The 18332-nt window shown below is 52.2% G+C and carries 18 protein-coding genes; 7 read left to right on the forward strand and 11 right to left on the reverse strand.

Annotation, left to right across the window (positions count from 1 at the left end; all coding sequences use genetic code 11):
* Positions 1-45: 45 nt before the first annotated feature.
* The 3 genes from F3F93_RS04690 to F3F93_RS04700 all read right to left on the reverse strand — a co-directional run bounded on the left by F3F93_RS04690 (position 46) and on the right by F3F93_RS04700 (position 1877).
* Positions 46-1335: a citrate synthase gene (locus F3F93_RS04690; protein ID WP_206675372.1), complete on the reverse strand. Its 1290-nt coding sequence runs from the start codon at positions 1333-1335 to the stop codon at positions 46-48.
* A gap of 110 nt (positions 1336-1445) precedes the next feature.
* A complete protein-coding gene (locus F3F93_RS04695; RefSeq protein WP_176958014.1) occupies positions 1446-1664 on the reverse strand; it encodes a hypothetical protein in 219 nt (72 codons plus the stop codon).
* Positions 1665-1703: 39 nt separating this feature from the next.
* The gene (locus tag F3F93_RS04700; protein ID WP_176958015.1) at positions 1704-1877 is read right to left on the reverse strand and encodes a hypothetical protein; all 174 of its coding nucleotides are present in this window, start codon (positions 1875-1877) and stop codon (positions 1704-1706) included.
* A 42-nt stretch (positions 1878-1919) separates the two neighbouring features.
* Here F3F93_RS04700 and F3F93_RS04705 point away from each other — a divergent pair, with 42 nt between their 5' ends.
* A complete protein-coding gene (locus F3F93_RS04705; protein ID WP_176958016.1) occupies positions 1920-2867 on the forward strand; it encodes a LysR family transcriptional regulator in 948 nt (315 codons plus the stop codon).
* A gap of 54 nt (positions 2868-2921) precedes the next feature.
* Here the strand turns inward: F3F93_RS04705 and F3F93_RS04710 are convergent, their stop codons facing one another.
* Together F3F93_RS04710 and F3F93_RS04715 are read right to left on the reverse strand one after the other, a co-directional pair.
* Positions 2922-3284 carry a cytochrome C gene (locus F3F93_RS04710; RefSeq protein ID WP_176958017.1) on the reverse strand — a complete coding sequence of 121 codons (363 nt, stop codon included), beginning with the start codon at positions 3282-3284 and terminating at the stop codon, positions 2922-2924.
* Positions 3285-3478: 194 nt separating this feature from the next.
* The gene (locus tag F3F93_RS04715; RefSeq protein WP_176958018.1) at positions 3479-4201 is read right to left on the reverse strand and encodes a YebC/PmpR family DNA-binding transcriptional regulator; all 723 of its coding nucleotides are present in this window, start codon (positions 4199-4201) and stop codon (positions 3479-3481) included.
* A gap of 244 nt (positions 4202-4445) precedes the next feature.
* Between F3F93_RS04715 and F3F93_RS04720 the strand changes: the two genes are divergently transcribed.
* The 3 genes from F3F93_RS04720 to F3F93_RS12460 all read left to right on the forward strand — a co-directional run bounded on the left by F3F93_RS04720 (position 4446) and on the right by F3F93_RS12460 (position 7481).
* Entirely contained in the window at positions 4446-5294 is an 849-nt protein-coding gene (locus tag F3F93_RS04720) for an ion transporter (protein ID WP_176958019.1), read from the forward strand.
* A gap of 109 nt (positions 5295-5403) precedes the next feature.
* Positions 5404-6471, forward strand: coding sequence for a cache domain-containing protein (locus F3F93_RS12455; protein ID WP_347239197.1), 1068 nt, complete (start codon positions 5404-5406; stop codon positions 6469-6471).
* On the forward strand, positions 6426-7481 hold the full coding sequence (locus tag F3F93_RS12460; RefSeq protein WP_241696973.1) for a sensor domain-containing diguanylate cyclase: 1056 nt from the start codon (positions 6426-6428) through the stop codon (positions 7479-7481). The genes F3F93_RS12455 and F3F93_RS12460 overlap by 46 nt, the downstream gene beginning before the upstream one ends.
* An 18-nt stretch (positions 7482-7499) precedes the next feature.
* On the opposite strand, the gene F3F93_RS04730 is transcribed toward F3F93_RS12460, so the two are convergent.
* From F3F93_RS04730 to hrpA, 6 genes are all read right to left on the reverse strand, one after another.
* Entirely contained in the window at positions 7500-7997 is a 498-nt protein-coding gene (locus F3F93_RS04730; RefSeq protein WP_176958020.1) for a hydrogenase maturation protease, read from the reverse strand.
* Positions 7994-9460: a Ni/Fe hydrogenase subunit alpha gene (locus tag F3F93_RS04735; RefSeq protein ID WP_176958021.1), complete on the reverse strand. Its 1467-nt coding sequence runs from the start codon at positions 9458-9460 to the stop codon at positions 7994-7996. Before F3F93_RS04735 ends, F3F93_RS04730 begins: the two co-directional genes overlap by 4 nt.
* 147 nt (positions 9461-9607) lie before the next feature.
* On the reverse strand, positions 9608-10189 hold the full coding sequence (locus F3F93_RS04740; RefSeq protein ID WP_241696974.1) for an NADP oxidoreductase: 582 nt from the start codon (positions 10187-10189) through the stop codon (positions 9608-9610).
* Entirely contained in the window at positions 10149-10922 is a 774-nt protein-coding gene (locus F3F93_RS04745) for a 2Fe-2S iron-sulfur cluster-binding protein (RefSeq protein ID WP_176958022.1), read from the reverse strand. Before F3F93_RS04745 ends, F3F93_RS04740 begins: the two co-directional genes overlap by 41 nt.
* Before the next feature lie 8 nt (positions 10923-10930).
* Entirely contained in the window at positions 10931-12670 is a 1740-nt protein-coding gene (locus F3F93_RS04750; protein WP_176958023.1) for an NADH-ubiquinone oxidoreductase-F iron-sulfur binding region domain-containing protein, read from the reverse strand.
* A 128-nt stretch (positions 12671-12798) separates the two neighbouring features.
* The gene (gene hrpA, locus F3F93_RS04755) at positions 12799-16686 is read right to left on the reverse strand and encodes an ATP-dependent RNA helicase HrpA (RefSeq protein ID WP_206675374.1); all 3888 of its coding nucleotides are present in this window, start codon (positions 16684-16686) and stop codon (positions 12799-12801) included.
* 231 nt (positions 16687-16917) lie between these two features.
* Here hrpA and F3F93_RS04760 point away from each other — a divergent pair, with 231 nt between their 5' ends.
* From F3F93_RS04760 to F3F93_RS04770, 3 genes are all read left to right on the forward strand, one after another.
* Positions 16918-17481, forward strand: a complete 564-nt coding sequence (locus F3F93_RS04760) for a YqiA/YcfP family alpha/beta fold hydrolase (RefSeq protein ID WP_176958024.1) — start codon at positions 16918-16920, stop codon at positions 17479-17481.
* 112 nt (positions 17482-17593) lie between these two features.
* Positions 17594-17932 (forward strand): PilZ domain-containing protein, encoded by a 339-nt coding sequence (locus F3F93_RS04765; protein ID WP_176958025.1) that lies wholly within the window; start codon positions 17594-17596, stop codon positions 17930-17932.
* 100 nt (positions 17933-18032) lie between these two features.
* Positions 18033-18329, forward strand: coding sequence for a PilZ domain-containing protein (locus F3F93_RS04770; protein WP_176958026.1), 297 nt, complete (start codon positions 18033-18035; stop codon positions 18327-18329).
* Positions 18330-18332: the final 3 nt, after the last annotated feature.

Raw genomic sequence — 18332 nt, forward strand, 5'->3', positions numbered from 1 at the left:
TAAGTATGCAGCTGTAACCGAAGAGGTTGTAAAAGCCAGAAATCGCTATTCCGTTCTATTGACGTGGCGCAGGGTCGAGCCGGTGTAGAGCTGACGGGGGCGATCGATACCGTGGGTTGTATCGTTTTTCAGTTCCAGCCAGTGGCTGACCCAGCCGGAGGTGCGGGCGACTGCGAAGAGGGCGGTAAACATGCGGCGCGGGAAACCCATGGCACTGAGCAGAATGCCGGAATAGAAATCGACATTGGGGTAGAGCTTCTTCTCAATAAAGTAGTCGTCACTCAGGGCAACACGTTCCAGCTCCAGTGCGATGGCCAGCAGTGGCTCATCTTCCATGTTCAGATGTTTGAGAACCGATCGGGTCATATCACGGATAATGGCGGAGCGAGGGTCATAGTTTTTATAAACCCGGTGACCAAAACCCATCAGGCGGAAGGGATCATTGCGATCCTTGGCGCGTTTGATGGCGTTGGGGATGTTCTCAATTGATCCGATCTCCTCAAGCATGTTCAGTACCGCCTCGTTGGCGCCGCCATGTGCAGGGCCCCAGAGGGTGGCAATACCTGATGCGATGCAGGCGAAGGGGTTGGCGCCGGATGAGGCGGCCATGCGAACGGTGGAGGTTGAGGCATTCTGCTCGTGATCAGCATGCAGAATGAGGATCAGATCAAGCGCTTTGGCAATCACCGGATCCACTTCATAGGGTTCATTGGGTTTGCCGAACATCATCTGCAGCAGGTTGCCCGCATAATCGAGACGATTATCCGGATAGCGGGCCGGACGACCGATGCTGTAGGTGTAGGAGGCGGCAGCTATGGTCGGCATTTTGGCAAACAGGCGGATAGCCGCCTTCATCTGCTGTTCGGGTTTGCTGTAGTCCTGCAGATCCTGATAGAAGGCTGAGAGCGCACCGACCACGCCGACCATCACCGCCATAGGATGCGCATCACGGCGAAAGCCGCGATAAAAGCTGATCACCTGCTCATGCAGCAGGTTATGAGCATGAATGGTATCGTTGAAGGCTGCCAGCTGGGTGTTGTCCGGAATCTCACCATGCATCAATAGATGGGTGACTTCGGTAAAGCTGCATGATTGGGCCAGCTCTTCGATAGGGTAGCCGCGGTAGCGCAAAATACCCTGATCACCATCGATGTAGGTGATCGCACTTTTACACGACGCTGTGGATTTAAAGCCGGGATCGAATGTCAGCAGACCGTGCTGCTGATAGAGCGAACGAATATCAATGGCTGCAGGCCCCTCGCTTCCCTGCAGAAGCGGCAGCTGGCCAGAGGCAGGTTTACCATCAATAGTGAATGTAACGTCGTGTTCAGGCATGCTTGATCGTAACATGTTGAAAAAAAGATGGAAGCTGCCGAATTTTCCAAATTTCGAGAGGCGTTATCTCTTTCAATATCCGGCAGCTTCCATCAACGAAGATTTTCACCTTAGTTTGGCTGGTTCTCTTCGTAACTCTCCTGATCGGCAGAAGACTCTTCTTCGCCACTATCTTCAACAGCCTCTTCGCTTTGACCTGCGTCAGTAGCGGGCTCTTCGATATATGTCTCTTCTGCATATTCGTAGGCCTCTTCAGCATTCGCCATCAGCGGCTGAACTGCCAGTGCCATCGCTGCAACCATTAGTGTGGTTAGCGCTATTTTTTTCATGGGGTCTCCTTATACTATTGATAGCTGTAAAGCTGATTTTTATCTGTCGATCGACTGTGAGAAGTGCTCTGTAATGTCACTGAAGTCATCACTATCCCAGCTCTCCCAGCTATCGAACTCATCACTCTCACTGCCTGTTTTTCTCGGTTTGATCTCTTTGTGCTGGATCTGCATATCTTTTCTGTTGTCTACACGCTGTTTTTTAGTTCTCATGTGACCTCCTCTGTTCGTGTTACCCAGGATATCTCTCATCATATGAGGTTTGTTGCGGGGGAGATGATCTTCAGTTGCAGGGGTGGTAGTAAATCAAATAATCTTGATCACCGTGATCAAGGACAGGTGCTTATGGATGTCGATCTGATTCGAACATTTCTCCAGGTAGCGAAAACCCGCCACTTCCGTAAGGCGGCCGAGCAACTTTTTCTGACCCAGTCAGCAGTGAGTGCGCGCATCAAGCTTCTTGAGGAGCGGCTAGGGGCAAAGCTCTTTGAGCGCAGTAAGCATCAGGTCTCTCTTACCACGGCCGGTGTGCGCTTTCTCTCCCATGCCGAAAATCTTATGGCCTCATGGGTGGTTGCCTGTCAGGAGGTAAGGCTGCCGGAGCATACCAGTGCATCCATCGTGGCTGGCGCGACCGATACCCTCTGGAATATTTTTCTGACCGACTGGATGATCGAAGCCAGTCTGCTCGATCCGACCATGATGATTCGGGCTGAACTGCACACGGCTGACTCGCTGATGCCTTCACTGCTGGATGGTTCTATTGATGTGGCGGTGATGTTTGATGCACCCGCCCTGCCACGGCTGCATGTTGAGGAGCTGGGCTCTGTTCCGCTGATGATGGTTTGCAACAGAGAAGATACAAGCGCGGATGAGGCGCTGTCGACGCGATTCATCGATGTGGATTGGGGAGAGTCCTTTGCTGTTGCCATGCAGCAGCATCTGGGCACTGCGGTGCCGGTGTTTCTGCATACCACTGTTGGAAAGGTGGCCCTTGAGATGATCCTGAAATCCGGAGGTGCTGCCTATCTTCCTGAGCCGATGGTGGCAGGCCACATTGCCAGCCGGAATCTTTTTCCGGTAGCTGGCACACCTGTTATTGTCAGGCCTGCCTATGCTGCGCTGCTTGCAGGCAGGGAGGGGGATGCCTTGCTGAGTCAGATGGTTACGCTGATGAAAGGTTGTCTGGAGAGGCGGCTTTAGCGGGCAAAAAAAACGGCCCGTGTTTTCACACAGGCCGTCTCTTAGCTGTTTTGATTACAGTGCTTTCAGCTCTGCAACTGCTGCTTTAGCTTTATCGCCACATACCTTCTGGTTAGGCATTTTAGACTTGCCGCCTGCTGCTTTGGCTACGTCTTTAGAGGCGCAGATCCATGCTTCCAGAGATGCATCATCCCAAACTGCGCCAGCAGCTTTCTGAGCTTCAAGGTATGAACCATATTTGAAACCATCAGAGCCACCTTGTGGGCCGCCAGCTACGCCTTTCAGGCCAGGACCGACTTTGCTGGATCCATCGAAGTTATGACATGCCTTGCATTTACCCAGCGCGCTGGCTTCGGCAGTCATGACACCACCCATTACAAATGCAGCCGCGGCTGCAACAAACAGTGCTTTTTTCATGTTGATCTCCTTAGATAATATGACGGAGGGCCTCCCCGCCGACGCGTCAGGATACTCCCTGCCAATATCGGCTAGGAAGGTGGAATAAATGCACCTATTTTTGATCGGGGGGATGGTTTGAAAGGGGCTTCTGCACAAAAAAGAAGCCCCGGAGTTCTCCGAGGCTTCTTTGTAAACATTATCTGTCGGATGCGTTACTCTTCCAGTTCAGCGTTGTGGTAGACCTTTTGCACATCATCACAGTCGTTCAATGCATCGATAAACTTCTCAAATATCGCAACATCATCACCGCTTACGCTGCACATTGTCTGTGGCTCGTAAGAGATATCATCCACTTCAAACTCAATCTCAGGCATCGCTTCAGTCAGCGCGGTTTTGACCTTGAAAAACTCTGTGTTGGGGGCCAGTACAGTGATCATGCCATCCTCAGATTCGATGTCGGTAACATCAACATCGGCCATCATCAGGATCTCTAGAATTGCATCCTCATCATCACCCTTGAAAACAAACACAGCCTGATGATCAAACATATGGGCCACTGAACCAGGACCACCAAGTTTGGAACCACTTTTGGTGAAGCAGAGACGCACATCATTAAAGGTGCGGGTGGAGTTGTCAGTCAGACAGTCGACAATCACCATGCAGCCACCGGGGCCGAAACCTTCATAACGAGCAGTTGCATAATCTTCACCGCCGCCACCACGCGCCTTCTCAAGTGCGCGCTCAATGACATGGCTTGGAACCTGATCCTTTTTGGCGTTATCCATCAGGCGACGCAGTGAGAGATTGCCATTGGGATCATCGCCACCACTTTTGGCGCAGACATAGATCTCTCTGCCATATTTGGAGTAGACCTTGGTTTTGGCACCTGCGGTCTTGGCCATGGACTCCTTACGGTTCTGATACGCTCTTCCCATATTTTTGCTCTCTCTTATATAACTAGATAATTTGTCGTGGAGGGGCACGTCTGCCCGCCTCAACAAATGACGGCCGCTATGATAATCGGGAATGGCATGAGATGGTACCGGAGGATTTCAGTTGCGCTCTCTTTTATCGTGGCGATGGTTTGCGCCTGCAGGGAATCAGCCGTTCAACCTTTTGACATTTCATGTTACTTTATCGAAGGTAGGAGACTTACTGCATGGGAGGGATGGTTTTAGTATGGATGGGCATCGTAATTCTCAATCAAACGCCAGAGGTATCCGGCTAAAGCTGGAGGCATACCTCAACGACGTGGATTCAAGGGTCGCAAAATATGTGAACCTGACACTGATATCACTGATTATTATTTCAGTGGTCTGCTCCATGATGATTACAGTCAAGGCGCTGCCTGATGAGTACCGCGATATCATCAAAACTGCAGAGTATATGTTCGCTTCAATATTTCTCGTTGAGTATCTGATACGAATATTTTCCGCACCAAATCGGCTTAAATATATATTCAGTTTTTACGGACTTATCGATCTGGCTGCGATACTTCCGATGTTCCTCTTTGGCTCCAACGAAACCTTCGCACTGCGTCTTGTCAGAACCATCTCACTTTTCCGTATGCTGAAACTGATTCGCTACACCAGAGATGTGCAGGTGCTGCTCAACTCGCTGAGTAAAAGTCTGATGATTATCGTGATGCTCATTTCGGGCATTGTTCTGCTGACCCTGATCGGTGGTAATGTGATCTATCTGGTTGAGCCGGAGAATTTTGATTCCGCCTTTGATGGTGTCTGGTGGTCGCTGGTGACCATGTCGACGGTCGGTTATGGCGATTATGTAACCCATACGCTGGCCGGTCGCATTGTTGCCGGAGCAGCGATGATTGTCGGTATAGTACTGTTTGCCATCGTTACCGGTTTGATCTCTTCCCGCATCTTTGAAGCCACACGTATTTATGAGCGTGTTCACTGCCGTAGTTGCCATGCATCCATTGAGCGGGAGAGTAACTACTGCTCATTCTGCGGTATTGAGAAGCCTGATGGCAGCTTCAAACAGAAGGCGGTCTCAGATCTGGAGTGATGAGTTTCCGTAGCTTTTGCCACTTTGATGCAGATTGTGTTACAGTGAAGAATCAATAAACTAATCGAGCAGTGAGGCGTTCTCCGCCTCTTCTGGAGGGTCTCAACAGGTGACGCGTCCGGTAAGTCTGAAGAAACGAATTCTAATTCCTCTGTTTATTGTGGGCTGGGTTATTTTTGCTATCGGCGGCTATTTTCTCAACAATATTGAGACCCGTCAGCGCCATGAAACTGTGCAGCAGCAGGCAGTAGCGATGCAGAATCATCTGCAGGCGGCTCTGAAGAGCAAGTCTGAGGCGATGGCTTCCAGCCTCGATTTTATTGCGCGTGATAGTCAGTTGCTCTCAGCCCTGAAAGCCGGGGATCGGCAACGTTTGCTGGAGCTGGCTGCTCCTGTTTATGAGCGGTTGAATATTCAGAACAACATCACCCACTTCTATTTTCATGACACAAAACGGGTCAACCTGCTGCGAGTGCATAAACCCGAGAAGCATGACGACAGCATCAACCGTTTTACTGCGCTTGGGGCAGAGGAAACTGGTGAGCTCTTCTCCGGCTTAGAGCTTGGGCCACTGGGAACCTTTACGTTGCGTTCCGTGTTTCCTGTTGTCGAACAGGGGCAACTGATCGGTTACATCGAGCTGGGACAAGAGATTGATGCCATCATTGATCAGGCTCACAGCATGTTCAGTGTCGAGCTGTTGCTACTGATTCATAAGCAGTATCTGGTGCAGCGCGATTGGGAAGAGGGGATGCGCATGCTGGCCCGTCCATTTGACTGGCAGCAGCTCTCTGCATCGGTACTGGTATCCAGGAGCCTGCATGATCTCCCCACTGACCTGCTTAATGCTGTTGATCGTGAGTACTCGGATGCAGAGATTCGAGTCCGGGATGGTGTCGGTCTGGATGGACTCAACTACTGGTCAGCGACCATTCCTGTAAATGATGCCGGCGGGCGTAGTGTCGCCTCGCTGGTAATGTTGCATGATATGACAGCCATTATGGAGAGCTCAAAAAAAGAGACGCTCTTGTTCTTTGCGCTTTCGACAGCCATCAGCTGGTCCCTGTTTGCCCTTTTCTGGGTGGTTCTGGGCAGGGCTGAAGAGGAGTTGGCCAGGCCAGAAAGCAGCTATTGGCAGAGAGTGAGGCGCGTACCAGAGCGGTTGAACAGTCACTGAATATTCAGCGAGTGCTTGATGAGATGCTCAACATCTCATTACCACCATTGACCATGAAGGAGGTGCTGCTCAAATCACTTGATGCCGTGCTCTCTATTCCGCTTTTTGCACTGCAGAGCAAGGGTTCTATATTTCTGGCCGTTGATGGAGAGCAGAAACTGGAGATGGTTGCCCAGCGCAATCTCCCTGATTCATTGCTGCAATCCTGTGCCCTGTTGCCGTTTGGCAAATGCCTCTGCGGCAAAGCTGCTGCCACACGAGAAATAATATTTTTCAACCACCTCGATGAACTACATGAGATCAGGTATGATGGTATTCAGCCACATGGCCACTACTGCATTCCGATTATCTCAGGGGATCGGCTGCTCGGCGTGCTTAATGCCTATGTTGAAGCAGGTCATGAGAGAGATGAGACCGAGGAGGGGTTTCTGAAGAATGTGGCAGCCACTCTGGCCGTAGTGATTGAGCGCAAGCTGGCTGAGGAGCAGCTCGAGCAGATGGCTCACAATGATAGTCTGACCGGCCTTCCCAACCGCTCTCTCTTCTCCGACCGTTTAAACCAGACCCTGGCGCTGGCTGAGCGCCATAAGAAGCCATTTGCCGTATTCTTTCTCGATCTCGATCATTTCAAGGAGATTAACGACACCCTTGGCCATGATATGGGTGACCTGCTGCTGCGGCAGGCTGCGAACCGGCTACAGAGCTGTGTACGCAAATCAGACACAGTCGCACGTATGGGTGGTGATGAGTTTACCGTGATTCTTAATGAGACGAAGGAGTCGGGAAGCATAGAGCAGGTGGCAAAAAATATTCTCAAGTCACTGCTCGATCCCTTTGAGCTGAACGGCACCTCATGCAACGTCGGTTGCAGTATAGGTATTGCACTCTACCCCGAGCATGGTCTGGATAGTGAAACGCTTCTAAAACACGCTGATAGTGCGATGTACCATGCCAAAAGAGAGCGCAACAGTTACTGCCTCTTCAATAGCAAGCTGAAGTTTGATTCATAAAACTGTCTGAATAGTTTTTTACAGGAGAGTACGCCCCTGGCGTGATTCAGCTTTTCGCCAATTTGAAGGGGTTAGGTTGCTGCACAGCATTGTTGAGAATGATGTCGCGGCATCAAGATTGACTGATGCCTCTTTACTCAGGGATTCACCTAGTTCGAACCGGTAGCCGCGAATGCGCAGCAGGAAGGCTGGCGGAGCATCTATGCCAAACACCTGTTTGTAAGCATGCAGAACGGCATGCGGGGTCATGGCATGAGAGGTGTAGCTATCATCCTTTTCTGCTCTGATTTCAGAGAAGTGGAAGGGGGCCTCGCACGATGCATCGGCATCGACAAAGAGGATCAACTCACGATTCTCAAGATCGGTGACATACTCCACCTGTAGCTGCATATCATGCTGGCACTCGATATCGGGTAATCCAAGCGCCCGGACAGAGTCAACCAGATCCGGGCCGAGTGCATCATCGCCACGGCCGGGATTGCCGTAACCCAGTATAAGAATAGGTGGCGTGCTCAAAGGGTGCGGGTGATGCTGCCGTTGGAACCTTTTTCGATGCGGTCTACAGCCATTCCACTACTGTCGAGCAGCTCAATCTCCAGCGGCATCTTGCCCAGCGCGTGCGTCGCACAGGAGAGGCATGGATCATAAGCGCGGATGGCCACTTCCAGGTGATTCAACAGCCCTTCGGTGATCTCGTTACCATCAAGATACTCATTGGCAACCGAACGTACCGACTCGTTCATCGCCTGATTGTTGCTGGTGGTGGAGACGATGAGGTTGGCCTTTTTGATCGTGCCATCCTCATTGACCTTATAGTGGTGGAAGAGGGTGCCACGCGGTGCTTCAATCACGCCAATGCCCTCCTCGCGTTTTTCACCTTTAACAACCAGATCAGTGCCGAGAATTTCAGGGTCGAGCAGCAGGTCACGGATCGATTCAGCCGAGTGCAGTACCTCGATCATACGAGCCCAGTGGTAGGCAAGTGTATCGTGTACATATCCACCATTGCCAAACGCTTTGAAGCTTTTGCGTGCAGCCTCTGCCAGTGGTGTGGCGATGAAATCACAGTTGTTGACACGTGCCAGCGGGCCAACGCGGTACCAGCCGTCATCGCGCCCCAGTTCGGTGAGGTAGGGGAACTTCATGTAACTCCATGAGCGCACCTCTTCGCGGATGATGTTGTAGTAACCGCGATAGTCGAACTGGTCGAAAATGTTGCTGCCGTCGGGGCGGCTTGCGCGTAGTCCACCGTGGTAGAGCTCCAGCTCGCCCTTGCCGCCAACCATACTCAGGTAGTTGCTGTTGAGGCGGCCAAAGCCGTGGTTCTCGGGATGTTCGGTATGAATCTTCTCATTCAGGGCCACCGCATCCTGCGCCCAGATCAGGACATCGTTAATATCACCCAGCAGGCGATCACGCTCTTCAATGGTCAAACCCTTGTTGACGCCACCAGGGACTGTGGCTGCGCCATGCACACGTTTGCCGGAGATCACCTCAATTACCTGCTGCCCATATTTACGCAGCCGTACCCCTTTAAGTGCCAGATCCGGATAATCCTCAATCACGCCGACAATATTGCGGTGCGCAAGATTACTGCCGAAGCCGAATAGCAGATCGGGTGAGGAGAGGTGGAAGAAGTGCAGAGCATGGCTCTGCAGAGTCTGACCAAAATGGAGCAGTCTGCGCAGCTTGGTCGCTGTTGGTGTCAGCTCATCCACACCAACCAGCTGGTCAACTGCTTTGGCTGCTGCCAGATGGTGGGATACCGGGCAGATACCGCAGAGGCGCTGCACAAAGTAGGGCACTTCCCAGTAAGGGCGTCCCTGAATAAACTTTTCAAAGCCACGGAACTCTACGATATGAAAACGTGCTTCACGCACATGATTCGCATCATCCAACAGCAGGGTGATTTTTCCATGTCCTTCAACACGGGTAACCGGATCAACTGCAATGCGGCGCAGGTTACTTTTATCGCTCATGACATCTCCAGGGGCTGAACCACAAAGGCACGAAGGCACAAAGGAAAAGCAGACATAAGATCAGTAGGAAGCTTCATTGTGGCTATCAGGCCTGGATTTCTATTTTGATTTAACTTTGTGTCTCTGTGTCTTTGTGGTGGGTTATTTTCAATCATAGTGCAGCATCTCTTTGGGCAGGCTTGGTTCTCTGCCTTCCAGCAGATCGGTCAAAATTTTCACAAAGGCATCAGCCGGAGGCGGGCAGCCGGGCAGATAGTAATCCACCTTCACCACCTCATGAATCGGATGTACCTTGTTCAGCAGCAGGGGGATCTCAACATCGTTGGGAATATGCGGATTATCCACGCCGATCTCATCAAGGAATGCCTCTTCAAGGCACTCTTTGAGGGTAAAGTGGTTGCGCATGGCAGGTACACCGCCATTGATGGCGCAGGCGCCTACGGCGATAATGATCTTGCAGTTGTCACGGAACTCTTTGAGCACATGCACATTATCGGCATTACAGAGTGCCCCCTCAATCAGGCCGATATCACATGGTTCGCAATGTTTGATATCGTTGATGGGGGAACGGCTGAACTCTACATGCTCCAGCAGTCCGACAATACGCTCATCCATATCGAGAAATGACATATGACAGCCGAAACAGCCGGCCAGTGAGGTTGTTGCTACGCGTACCTTTGGTGATGACTCAGACACCGTAAACACCTCCCTCTTTTTCAGCTGTTTCATGCTCTTGATCGTGATGTTTCGTCTTTTTCAGGATCACCTCATCCAGATCGGTTTCTGAAACCGAGTGCAGATCAAAGGTGCGTCGGCCGATCGGCACCTCATAACCGTGATCCTTGATCAGAATGGCACCGACCGGGCAGATGTGGGCGGCCATATCATCGAGTTCAATATCGGAGTCGACCAGTCTTCCCGTCGGTGAATTTACAACCAGCTGGCGCTTGGTGCCGCGTCCTGAGATGGCAAAAACATCCTTGCCATCACACTCGCGGCTGGCGCGTACGCACAGCTCACACATGATGCAGCGATCACGATCAAGTACCAGTGAACCGTGTGAAGCATCCACCTCACGACGCGGATAGAACTGTGGGAAGTGGCCATCAAGCATACCCAGGTGGTAGCCGATCGCCTGCAGTGTACAGTCGCCGGTCTTCTCACATGACGGGCAGAGATGATTGCCTTCAATAAACAGCATCTGGGTGATGGTTTTGCGCGCCTCATTCAGGGATGCTGTATTGTTGGCAATCTCCTGTCCCGCTTCTGCCGGCATGGTGCAGGATGAGACAGCTCGGCCATTCACATCCACCGTGCAGAGTTTGCAGCTGCCGTGCGGAGAGAGACCGGGTTTGTGGCAGAGGTGGGGGATATAGATGTCAGCGGCAAGGGCTGCATCCATGATCGTCTGCCCCTCTTCAAAAGGAATTTCTACGCCATCAATGATAATTGTTTTCTTCATGGGATCACTCATAGATGCGCCTCCGCATCATCACGGTTGGTGAGGGATCTGGCCTCTTCCAGTGACGCATCGAGATTGAATTCAGGCTCCATCTCCTGATGCAGCAGACGCGCCTCAAACAGTTGCGGGAATACCTTCAGCCCGTCACGGATCGGATTGGGTGCGGTCATGCCCAGACCACAGTGTGAGCGGCGTGATACCAGAGCTGCGGTGCGCTGCAGCTCATCAATATCATGGGCGGTACCATGACCGCTGCAAACTTTATCCAGACCGTTCTTCAGCAGTGTGGTACCAACCCGGCAGGGGGTACAGAAACCGCAGCTCTCATGGTCAAAGAAGTGGGTAAAATTACCAATCACCGCTAACAGGTCACGAGAGGTGTCAAAGATCATAAATGAGCCGCCGGTTGCGATATCCTCAAAGGCGATATGATTAGTGAAACTCTCAGCACCGATCAGGCGACCAGCCGGGCCACCGATCTGTACGGCCTGCACATCTTCTGCACCTGCATCCTCAAGAATCTGAGCAACGGTAACGCCAAACGGATATTCGTAGATACCGGCGCGCGCGCAGTCACCTGAAACCGAGAGCAGTTTACTGCCTTTGGATTGCCAAGTGCCGCTGGTTTCAAACCAGTGGTGCCCATGCAGTACAATTCCGGCAGCAGCGACCAGTGTCTCGACATTGTTGACGACGGTTGGTTTGCCCCAAAGCCCACTGGTGACCGGGAACGGTGGCCGGATACGGGGAATGCCGGGTTTCTCTTCAATCGATTCAATCAGCGCGGACTCTTCACCACAGATATAGGCACCGGCTCCTACCACAACGGCGATGTCAAAATCGAAGCCAGAGCCAAGGACATTGTTGCCCAAAAGGCCTGCTTCACGCCTGTTCTGCAGGGTTGTTAACAGTGCATCCAACATATAACGGTATTCACCACGCAGGTAGAGATAACCCTGAGATGCTCCGATAACCTTTCCGCATACGGTCATGCCTTCAAAGAGGGTGTCGGCATGGCTGTTAAGCAGGATACGATCCTTGAATGTACCGGGCTCACCCTCATCGGCATTACAGACGACATAGCGACTATCGCTGGCTGCATCACGACATAGCTTCCATTTCAGGCCGGTGGAGAAGCCTGCACCGCCACGTCCTTTCAGACCAGAGGCGGTAATTTCATTGAGAATCTCATCACTGCTGCGCCCGGCAATAGCTTTCAGGGCCGCTCCGGGTTCGAGAGCCTCTGTTAGCAGTAACCCCTCTTTACGGATGTTGTTGCCGATCTGAAACCAGCTGGTCGGCCAGGCTGAAACAGGTGTCTCTGATTCAATCAGGTTGCCCATCTCTTCAATGATCTGTTCAGAGAGCGATGTGACGGTAAGGCCATTGATCAGTGCTGATGCGCCATGGTCACACATGCCGATACAGGAGGTCTGAGAGATGGAGATCAGGCCATCACTGCTGGTCTGATCCATGCAGACATTCAGTCTGTCGCAGAGCTGCTGCATCAGAGTCAGATTACCACAGCTGGTACAGTTGCTGAACAGGATATCAAAACGCCCGCGCGGGCTGCGGTGGAAGAAGGCATAAAACTCAGTGACGGCTTCAACCTGTGCTCGTGGCAGATGCAGACGGGTTGCAATCTCACAGATCGCCTGATCAGAGATATAGTGGAACCGTTGCTGATGCGCGTGCAGGACGTGCAGTAGGTGTTCGGATGAGTAAGGGGTCATTATAAGTCTTCGCATAAGTTTTGACGTGACATGTTGGGAGCAAGTGCATTGTACGATCTTTCAATGCTGCTGGGAAGTAGAAGCTTACCTGGCGTAGCACTTTGAGTCAGATACAGGAGACCAACTGAATCGCGTGGTTTTTTCTATTTTAAAGCCTGCCAGAGTGACTCCATTTTTTTTAACGAAACAGGGGTGGATGTCTTGAGTTCCTGGGCAAAGAGTGAGACGCGCAGCTCTTCGATCAGCCAGCGAAACGCTTCGATGGATTCACTATCACCCTTCATCTTTTGTGTGGATTCAAGGCGCGCAGCATATCTCTCCCAGAGCCGCTCAACCGCTTCGGCATGCTGGCCATCCTGTTTGAGGTTGCGGCCAGCTTTAGCGATGCGAATGCGAGCTGCTTCAATAAAACGAGGAAGGTGGGGCAGCCATTGAGCCGGTGTGGCTGCAATAAAACCGGGATAGATGAGTCTCTCCATCTGACGGGTGATATCGTTGGCAACCAGCTTTAACTGCGGCGAACGCACGGCAGTCAGGGCTGCAACCAGATCGGTGTGGGCAATGAGTGCTGCAGTGACATTGTCGGCCAACCTGCTCGCCTCTGTAACAATTTTCGGGCGCCCTCTGTCCAGCCGATCCTGAAACGCAGATGTGGTACGCGGTAGAGGATCGGTCATAAATATCTTATCAAAGGCGGCCTGGATCAGTTCATCCTTGAGTGTGGCCGGATCACCGATCAGGGCATAGCGAAGGGTGAGTTTCTGTAGTTGCGGGGTGTTCTTTTTGAGTAGCTCCACCTGTTGGTGCAGGTGCAGCATGAACAGTCTTCTCAAGCCTTTGCGCATCACCTGCTCAGCTTCATGGCGACTCTCAAAGATCCGGATGGCAACGCTCTGTCCATGGTCCTGCAGGGCTGGAAAAAACTGCAGTTGCAGCTTTTGCCGAGTGGTCGATAGCGACTCCGGAAGATCGCCGAAATCCCATCGGGTAATGCCTTCACGCTCCAGCATCTGCACCGTATCAATCGCCTGTAGGCTCTGACGACTGTTTTCTGCATATTTGGTCTGCAGCGCCCTCAGATCGTTGCCGATCTCGATCATTTTTCCACTCTCGCCTGTGACCTTGAATTTCATCTTCAGGTGAGATGGTATGGCTTCCGGGTTCCACTCTTCACGATCCGGATTGACTCCGGTCATGCGTGCAAGCTGTTGCGCGAAACGCTCTAGTAACTCGCCCTTGCCAAACACCATGCTCTCCATGGCCGCCTGGGCAAACTGCGGTGCGGGCACGAAGTTGCGCCGGGTCGCTTTGGGCAGGCTTTTGATCAAAAGGGTCAGCTTCTCCTCCAGCATACCCGGCACCAGCCACTCAAACCGGCTGGCATCCAGCTGGCCGAGCACCGGCAGTGGCACGATCAGTGTGACACCATCGGCTTTGTGGGTCGGATCAAAGTGATAATTCAGTTTCAGCTGCAGCTTTCCGTCCCGGAAATAGTCGGGGAAAGCGTTGCTGCTGATCGCTTTGGCATCACTGTGCAGCAGATCTTTTTTATCGAGATAGAGGAGCTTCGGTCTCTTCTGTTCGACCTGTTTACGCCACTGCTCAAAGAGTTTACCGCTATAGATACCATCAGGAATGATGGCATCGAAGAAGTCGAAGCTGACCTGCTCCTCAGCCAGCAGGTCACGCCGTCGCGATTTGGCTTCCAGCTTCTCAAGCTCCTTGATCAGCCGCTGGTTATGGGCAAAAAACTTGCCCGGGGTGCGATACTCAAACTGCACCAGTGCATGGCGGATAAACATCTCACGACTAACCACCGGATCAACCGGTCCATAGTCGATAAGGCGCCTGCCTATGATCGGCAGACCATAGAGACTCACCTTCTCATAGGCGGCAACCTGAGCACGTTTACTCGACCAGTGTGGTTCGCTGTAGCTCTTTTTGATCAGGTGGGGTGCAAGCTCCTCCAGCCATGCCGGATTGATCGCGGCAGCCGAGCGGCCATAGAGGCGGGTGGTTTCAACCAGTTCGCCACAAAGCACCCATTTCGGTGGTTTCTTAAACAGAGCAGAGCCGGGAAAGATAGAGAAACGGAGATTGCGTGCCCCCATATAGTTGCGCTTCTCATCATCATAGAGGCCGACGTGGCTCAATAGTCCGGCAAGCAGAGCGCGATGAATTGCATCGGGTTTGGCCGCTTCACTGTTGGGCTTCATCTTCATCTCGCGTACGATGGCCAGAAGCTGCCCGTGCAGATCGTGCCATTCACGCAGTCTGATATAGGAGAGGAAACGATCATGGCAGAGCTTGCGCAGCTTGGATCGGGAGAGGTGACGCGCCTGCTCATGGTACCAGTTCCATAGCTTCAGCCAGCTAAGCAGATCGGATGTCGGGTCGGCAAACAGCCTGTGTTTCTCATCGGCCTGCTGCTGCAGATCCATCGGCCTTGTGCGCGGATCCTGCACCGAGAGGGCCGAGGCGATAATCAGCAGCTCATGCAGTGAGCGCTCGCTATCAGCCTGCAGCAGCATGCGGCCGATACGCGGGTCGACCGGCAGGCGCACAAGCTTTCTGCCAATCGGGGTCAGTTTTTTATTGTTATCAACCGCCTGCAGCTCCTCCAGCAGCAGGTAACCATCAGCAATCGCCTTCTTCTCCGGCGCATCCATAAACGGATAACTGCTCAGTTCTCCAAGGTTAAGATTGCTCATCTGCAGGATCACGCTGGCCAGATTGGTGCGACGAATCTCCGGATCGGTCTGGGCGGGACGATTGTTAAAACTCTCTTCGGAGTAGAGACGGAAACAGATGCCTGCGGCAATACGGCCACAGCGGCCTGAACGCTGATTGGCGGAAGCTTGTGAGATCGGTTCGATCGGCAGTCGTTGCACTTTGGTGCGGGCGCTATAGCGGCTGATGCGAGCAAGACCGGAATCGATCACAAAACGGATGCCGGGCACGGTCAGCGAGGTCTCGGCGACATTGGTTGCCAGTACGATTCGACGCCCTCTGTGGCTTTGAAAGACCTTGTCCTGTTCGGCAGGTGAGAGACGGGAGAGCAGGGGAATCACCTCGGTGTTGCTCATGGCATGCTGATGCAGCGCCTCCGTGGCCTCGCGGATCTCTCGCTCACCTGGCAGGAAAACAAGAATATCACCAAACGGATCGACCGTGGCTGCCTCATCGACCGCCTCAACTATCGCCTGTGGCAGGTCACGATCCCGGTCATCCTCGTCTCCTTCAATGGGGCGATAGTGAATATCAACAGGATAACTGCGTCCGGAAACCTCAATGATCGGTGCCTTGTTAAAGAATTCGGAGAAGCGCTCTGTATTGATCGTGGCCGAGGTGATTATCACCTTCAGATCGCGGCGTTTGGCCAACAGCTGCTGCAGAAATCCGAGCAGGAAATCGATATTCAGGCTGCGCTCATGCGCTTCATCGATGATGATGGTGTCATAAGCCAATAGCAGCGGGTCACTCTGAATTTCGGCCAGCAGGATGCCGTCGGTCATCAGTTTGATGTAACCCTCTTTTTTGGTCTGATCGGAGAAACGCACCTTGTAACCGACATACTCACCGACTTTGCTGCCCAGCTCCTGGGCGATGCGGGTGGCAACCGAGCGGGCAGCGATGCGGCGCGGCTGGGTATGACCGATCTGGCCTGCGATACCGCGCCCCAGCTCCAGACATATTTTCGGAATCTGGGTGGTTTTTCCCGAACCGGTCTCACCGGCAATGATCACCACCTGATGTGCCCGGATCGCTTCTGCTATCTCATGGCGTTTGCCTGAGACAGGAAGCTCTTCAGGATAAGAGGGTTGTGGGCGGTTGCTTTGGCGCTGCTGATAACAGTGCGTAGAGCGCTCAATCTCTTTGGCCAGTTTGGCTAGTGAGAGATCAATCGGTTTTTTCTGCTTCAGCCGGTGGGAGAGTCCATGCAGCTTTTTGGTGAGGCCGCGCCGATCCACAAGCATGCAACACTCCAGCTTTCCGAACAGCTCATTTATCGTTTGAGAATCACCAGTCATAAGAGCGGGGCAGTATATCTGATTGCGACTCTGGTGCACCCTGCTGTTGGAATTTCACATTTTTTTTGAATCTTTGCTATACTCACCGCAGTCGCCTGTCTGAAACGTTCAATGGGCAGGCAGGCGACTTCCTTCTATCTCCCTGATACCTTATGCATCCGCCTTCTCTGTGAGTGCCTCTTTTGATCTGCTCATCAGAGTGTTCAGCCGGAAAGATGAAGAGGAGATGATATGAAGGTGATCTATCTGCATGGGTTTGCCAGCTCTGGAAATAGCAGTAAAAGCGACTGGCTGCGTGAGCAGTTCGCCGACAGTGAATTTGAGTTTGTCTCGCCCGATCTGCCGAATAATCCCGCTCAGGCGATCTCTTTTCTGGATGACTACCTTGGCAGACTTGCAGATCACAAGGTCTGCCTGATCGGTACCTCTCTGGGCGGTTTTTATGCTGCTTTTTATGGCGCCAAACATGGCTGGCCAGCTGTGCTGATTAATCCGCTGGCTGATGTGTATGATCTGATCAACTCGGCTATGGGTGAGAATGTGAATTTCGCGACGGGTGAATCCTTTGTGATGCATCGCGCTGATGCCGATGCACTCACTGGCATGAGTGAAGCGATGGGAAAACCAGCGGCAGCTTCGCTACTGCTTCTTGATCAGGGGGATGAGTTGCTCGACTACAGCAAGGCTATCGCCCGTTTTGGCAGTGAATCACGGACACATCTTTTTGATGGTGGTTCACATCGCTTTGATCATCTGCCGGAGGCAATGCCGGAGATTCTGTCTCTCATAACTTAAGAACAACTGCAATTGCGAGCAGAATGGAAAACATCTGTTATAATCAGTACACAGCATGGAGTCTGTTACACCTGACTCTGTATGAGTAACGCTGCAGTAAAGGAGGTACGATTTGAGTAGTGAACGCCGCAGCAGTGGTCGCCGCGCCCTGGAGTTGCCTGCCGGATCCGGACTCGCGCTCTATAGCAATAATCAACCGATAAATGTTCTGGAAGTGCTGGATCTCTCACCATTTGGCATAGGCCTTGAAGTCGATAGCAGGATTGAAACTGGCTGCCGGGTGAGCTTGAGCTATCACTACACAACAACGGACATAGAGGTTCATGGTACAGTGGTTTGGAGTTCAGGCAGAAGTGAAGATGGACCTGCTGTTTTTAGGGTGGGTATCTATCTTCAGGAGGATGAATCAGCGCTGAATGTGGAACTGTTTAACGCTATGACTGCCCGATAAGAGAGCTTTTCAATATTAAGAAAACAAGTCTGCACATTTTTTCATTTTTTGTTCTATAATAGATTCAAGCAAGGGTATTTCATGAATCAGGAGAATGATTGTGTCAGTCGAACAGCGAAAGGATGAGCGGTTTGCAGCCAGAGAGCTGTCTAAAGGGGAGCTCTACCATCCCAATTCCGGACAGTACCTGAGAGTCAAAAGCGTACGTGATGTCTCTATTGATGGTATCGGTCTGATGGTGGATGCCTTTCTGGAGCAGGGCGAGAAAATCCGTCTCGGCTTTAAATATGGCAGAAGCCATATTCAGATGTATGGCCGGGTGATCTGGTGTTCCCCTGCACCCTCCGAACTCTCTGAAGGCGATTCTACTTTATTCATGCTGGGTGTAAGCCTGTAACAA

Origin of the sequence: Mariprofundus sp. KV (assembly GCF_013387475.1) — a bacterium.
Taxonomy (GTDB): domain Bacteria; phylum Pseudomonadota; class Zetaproteobacteria; order Mariprofundales; family Mariprofundaceae; genus Mariprofundus.